The 4,858-nt window shown below is 50.8% G+C and carries 4 protein-coding genes and 1 pseudogene; 1 reads left to right on the top strand and 4 read right to left on the bottom strand.

Annotated features, from left to right (window positions below):
- The 4 genes and pseudogenes from AC1WIP_RS11380 to AC1WIP_RS11365 all read right to left on the bottom strand — a co-directional run.
- Positions 1–316 (bottom strand): annotated as a pseudogene (locus tag AC1WIP_RS11380) (transketolase); the annotation flags it as partial.
- 137 nt (positions 317–453) lie between these two features.
- Positions 454–1,158, bottom strand: a complete 705-nt coding sequence (locus AC1WIP_RS11375) for an L-ribulose-5-phosphate 4-epimerase (RefSeq protein ID WP_481141937.1) — start codon at positions 1,156–1,158, stop codon at positions 454–456.
- A 43-nt stretch (positions 1,159–1,201) separates the two neighbouring features.
- Positions 1,202–2,800 carry a xylulokinase gene (locus AC1WIP_RS11370; RefSeq protein WP_481141936.1) on the bottom strand — a complete coding sequence of 533 codons (1,599 nt, stop codon included), beginning with the start codon at positions 2,798–2,800 and terminating at the stop codon, positions 1,202–1,204.
- The gene (locus tag AC1WIP_RS11365; RefSeq protein ID WP_481141935.1) at positions 2,772–3,986 is read right to left on the bottom strand and encodes a substrate-binding domain-containing protein; all 1,215 of its coding nucleotides are present in this window, start codon (positions 3,984–3,986) and stop codon (positions 2,772–2,774) included. The genes AC1WIP_RS11370 and AC1WIP_RS11365 overlap by 29 nt, the downstream gene beginning before the upstream one ends.
- 165 nt (positions 3,987–4,151) lie before the next feature.
- Between AC1WIP_RS11365 and AC1WIP_RS11360 the strand changes: the two genes are divergently transcribed.
- Positions 4,152–4,858 (top strand): DUF885 family protein (locus tag AC1WIP_RS11360; protein ID WP_481141934.1); only part of this gene is annotated, 707 nt, incomplete at its 3' end.

Below are 4,858 nucleotides of genomic sequence, written 5' to 3'. Positions count from 1 at the left end.
TATGAATACAGGGATGTCCCTGAAGGTAGGAGCCCAGCTTTCTCAAAGTAACCAGGTCTTCCACCGGGAAAAATCCTCTGTGGGCCAAAGTGGAATAAAGCCCAGGCGCCGTGTGCCCTTTGGACAGCACAAAGCGGTCTCTGTTCTCCATAGCAGGATTCTTGGGATCAATGTTCATCTCCTCAAAATAAAGATAGGTAAACACATCTGCCGCAGAGAGAGAGCCGCCCGGATGTCCTGCCTTTGCACTATGGACTGCGGTCACTATGCCCTTGCGGATTTCGTTCGCCTGTTTCTGCAGGTCTAAATTGTTCATCGTTTCCTCCATTCTGCCGAAAGCCGGTTGCCGGCTGTCACTGCTATCTGTCTTCCCAGATAATACTAGCATAAACCCCTGGCTTCGTCCAGCACAATTTGCTCAAAAATGTTGATTGTGCTCGTGCACTGCCGCTTTTAAGCCTCTTCTTTCTGTCCATAATAGGCATTTGCTCCGTGCTTTCTGAAATAATGCTTATCCTGCAGCTCCTGAGGCGCCGGCAGTATTTTGGGCTGAATGCACTCTGCCCGGTAAGCCATCTTGGCCACTTCCTCCAGAACCACCGCATTATGTACAGCCTCAGCCGCATTTTTTCCCCAGGTAAAAGGGCCATGATTTTTGCACAGCACTGCAGGCACTGCCATGGGGTCCTTTCTCATGATTTTGAACGCCTCTGCAATCAAAAGCCCCGTGTTCTTCTCATAGGCCGTTTCGATCTCCTCCTTTGTCAGACACCTGACACAAGGCACCGGGCCATATATGTAGTCCGCGTGGGTGGTGCCGTAGCAGGGAATATCTCTGCCCGCCTGAGCCCAGCTTGTGGCGTAGGAGGAATGGGTGTGTACAATACCGCCAATCTCAGAAAACGCCTTATACAGCTCCAGATGCGTGGGAGTGTCCGAGGAGGGCTGGTATTTTCCCTCAACCTTCCTTCCCTCCATATCCACCACCACCATGTCCTGGGGCGTAAGCTTCTCATAGGCCACACCGCTTGGCTTAATCACAAACAGGCCGTTGTCTCTGTCAATGGCGCTTGCATTTCCCCAGGTAAAGGTCACAAGACCATATCTGGGCAGCTCCATATTTGCCTCATATACCAGTTGCTTTAATTCTTCCAACATTCCTTGTATGCTTCCTTTCCCGAAAAAATCCGTATCAGTCCCCCTAAACGAGTCCTTCTACTGCTGCCTTCTCAGCTCCAAAGGCTCCCAGATAACGCTCCATAAATTTCTCAAAGCCTGCCCCGTCCGCCCGGTCAGGCTCAATGGTGCTGCCAGACCATCCTGCAAAAACCTGTGTCTGAAGGTACTTAGGCAGGCTCTCTCCTTCTTTCTTTTCCCGGAGATAAGCGGCTAACAGGGCCATTCCCCAGGCCCCGCCTTCGCTTGCGGTATCCATCACAGTCACAGGCGCTCCCATTGCTCCTGCCAGCAGACGCTGTCCCACCACTGGGGTCTTGAACAGTCCGCCGTGTCCCATCAGGGAATCCACAGTGACCTTCTCCTGGTCTAACAGAATATCCATCCCTATTTTCAGCGTGGCAAGGGCGCTGTACAGATGGGTCCGCATGAAGTTTGCCAGGGTGAATTTTGCATCAGGAGTGCGCACAAACAAAGGCCTTCCTTCGTCCACTCCCGTGATGGGCTCCCCCGAATAATAATTGTAAGAGAGAAGTCCTCCGCAATCCGCATCCCCCTTCAGCGCTTCCCCATACAATGCCGTAAACAGTTCCCCCGGGTCGGCTTTTATGCCAAACAAGCCGGCAAATTCCTGAAACAGGCTGACCCAGGCATTCAGATCCGAGGTGCAGTTATTGCAGTGCACCATAGCCACCGGCAGGCCGTCAGGGGTGGTCACCATATCGATCTCCTCATATACCTTGGACAACGGCTTTTCTAAAACCACCATGGCAAAGATGGATGTACCTGCCGAAACATTTCCTGTGCGGACAGCCACGCTGTTTGTGGCCGTCATTCCCGTGCCTGCATCTCCCTCCGGAGGACACATGAGAACCCCCGGCTCCAGGACACCGGATGGATCTAAAAGCCCTGCCCCCTCCTCTGTCAGATATCCTGCATTTTCTCCCGCACAGAGCACCTTGGGCAGAATGCCGCGGATGCTCCAGCCAAAGCTCTTGTCAGAAATCAGTCTGTCAAACTGCTCCAGCATCTTCTCATGATAGTCACAGGTGCCTGAATCAATGGGAAACATTCCGGACGCCTCTCCCACACCCAGCACCCTTTTCCCGCTGAGCTTCCAGTGAATGTAGCCTGCCAGTGTTGTGAGATAGTCAATTCTGTCCACATGCTCCTCCCCTTTCAGGATTGCCTGATATAAATGCGCAATGCTCCATCTCTGGGGAATATTGAAATCAAAGGCCGCCGTCAGCTTTTTACAGGCCTCCTCCGTCATGGTGTTTCTCCAGGTGCGGAAGGGTACAAGCAGCTCTCCCGCCTTATCAAAGGCCATATACCCGTGCATCATACCGCTGAAGCCAAGGCTGCCCAGCTTTTTCAGGGCCACGCCATATTTTTCCCGCACATCCTCCGCCAGACTTTGATAGCACCCTTGCAGCCCCTTCCAGATATCCTCCAGGCTGTAGGTCCAGATATTGTTTTCCAGACGATTTTCCCAGTCGTAGGCTCCCATGGCAATGGGCTGATGGCTTTTGTCCACCAAAACGGCCTTGATTCTTGTGGAACCAAACTCAATGCCAAGAGCCGTGCTTCCTGTTTCAATTGCTTTTCTGATACCTTCGCTCATTTTCCCTCGTTTCTGCGCTGCCTTTTTTTATAGGAAGAGTCCGTGCATGCAGCGCCTCTTTGGACTCTCCTTTTACTTCCTTCTGAAAAACCGCACCCACATATGCTCCATAATCCGCCACAGAATCCCGTTCCACCACTCTGGTTTCAAATTCAAAGGTTTCGCCCCTTTTGTTTGTTTCCAGCATTTCCAGCAGAATCTGGGCGGCCTTTGCGCCAAGCTTTTCCTTGGGATGGGGCAGAGAGGTAATCGCCACCTCGCTGTGCAGCGCCAGATCGGAATCATCAATGCTGATCACCGAAACATCCTGCGGAATCCGGATGCCCTGCCTTGTCAGAAGCTGAATCAGCTGAAAGGCAATCTGATCATTATAACAAAACAACGCGCTGCATTCCTGTAATCTGCTTTGTATCCTTTCCATGCAGCAGTTTAGCTGCCTGGCTTCCTCCGTATCGACCCAGACCACCCGGGAATCCGTCACTTGATATCCCGCCCTTTCCAAAGCCTTAAGATAGCCCAGATACCGCAGCCTGCCCTGTCCGTCGTCCAGCTTAAGCACCGCCCCAATGTTTTTGTGCCCTCTTCCAATCAGATAATTCACTGCCGCTTTCGCTGCCTCTGTATCATTCAAGGATACATGAGGCACATCCAGCTCAGGATAATAGGTATTGAGGAACAAAATCGGCACCTTGCGCCTAAGCAGCTGTCTGTAAAGATGGATATTGGGATTGGGCAGTCCGCTCTTTGTGCCCTCCACAATAATACCGGCCACATCCTCCCTGTGGATCATATCCTCCAGAACGCTCCTCTCCCGCTCCAGGGAATTGTTGGTAAAGGAAATCTGCACGGAATATCCCCTCTCAAACAGCACATTCTCAATTCCCTGAATAATTTTGGGGAAAATGTAGCTGTCCACATAGGTTGTGATCACGGCAATCCGGTTACACCTCTCCAGGTTTTCCCTGCGGTCATAGCTGATGTAAGTTCCGCTTCCCCTGACTCTGCGCACCACGCCCTGCTCTTCCAAAAAGCCAAGGGCCTTGCGCACGGTCTGTCGGCTGATATGGAACATTCCACTGAGCTCATTCTCTGAATACAGCTTGTCCCCCGGTCCCAGCTTTCCCTCTCTGATTAAATTGTCTATGTAGTCAATCAGTTTCTGATATTTTTTCTGTTTTCCTTCCATGCCGGCCTCCGTTCTCAGTATAGTAAAGTTGTTATTTTCTGTCAATATATTACCATATTGTTTCCAGTACATTTTATTAAGTTGTATGCAATACAACTCATACTCTCTTTTCAGACGGCATATATTGAAACAATTCTCATACCTACAAAGGCGGCGCGACCAATCTTGAAAAGACCTTTCCCAATTTCCCGCAGACAGCTTCTGCCTGCTCTTGCCTTTCTTTTTGCTTTTGCGGGAATCACACTATTCCTTTTTCGTTATAAGCAGGAGGAAAAACAATTTTCCCACATTACCTCCCAGCTGTTTACAGACGAGATGACCTCCAGTACCTTAAATATGCACTACACCATTGCCAATCCCGCTGATTTTGGCATTTACAGCTATAAGCCCATTCTTCCCTCCTACAGCAAAACGGGAACCTTAAAAGGGCAGGCTGCCACAGAGAACGTCATAGCGGCATTAAAATCCCTGAATCCGGAAAAGCTTTCTGATGCCGACAGCTATACCCACAGGCTTCTTCTGCGCTCTTTAGACAATTCTCTGAAGGCCGGCAGCTTTTTGTATTACCAGGAGCCTCTCTCCCCCTCCTCCGGCATGCAGTCCCAGCTTCCCATCCTCTTGGCTGAATACGCCTTCCGCACAGAACGGGACGTGACGGACTATCTCTCCATCTTAGATCAGACGGATGAATATTTTGCTTCCCTGCTGGTCTTTGAGCAGGAAAAGGCCCAGGCCGGACTTCTGATGCCTGCCTCCTCTCTGGAAAAGGTGAAGGAGCAATGTGACACAATTGTCACAAGCGAAGCTCTGGAAACTGGAACCCATTTTTTACAGAGCACCTTTACAGAGCGTGTGGATGCACTGTGTCAGGA

The sequence above is a fragment of the Acetatifactor sp. genome (genome assembly GCF_982438285.1).
This window is presented reverse-complemented; position numbering and strand designations above follow the sequence as displayed.

What these genes read in the sequence shown, in the direction of transcription:
- AC1WIP_RS11375 (WP_481141937.1), bottom strand. Translation starts at nt 1,158, where the DNA reads ATGTTGGAAGAATTAAAGCAACTGGTATATGAGGCAAATATGGAGCTG.
- AC1WIP_RS11370 (WP_481141936.1), bottom strand. Translation starts at nt 2,800, where the DNA reads ATGAGCGAAGGTATCAGAAAAGCAATTGAAACAGGAAGCACGGCTCTT.
- AC1WIP_RS11365 (WP_481141935.1), bottom strand. Translation starts at nt 3,986, where the DNA reads ATGGAAGGAAAACAGAAAAAATATCAGAAACTGATTGACTACATAGAC.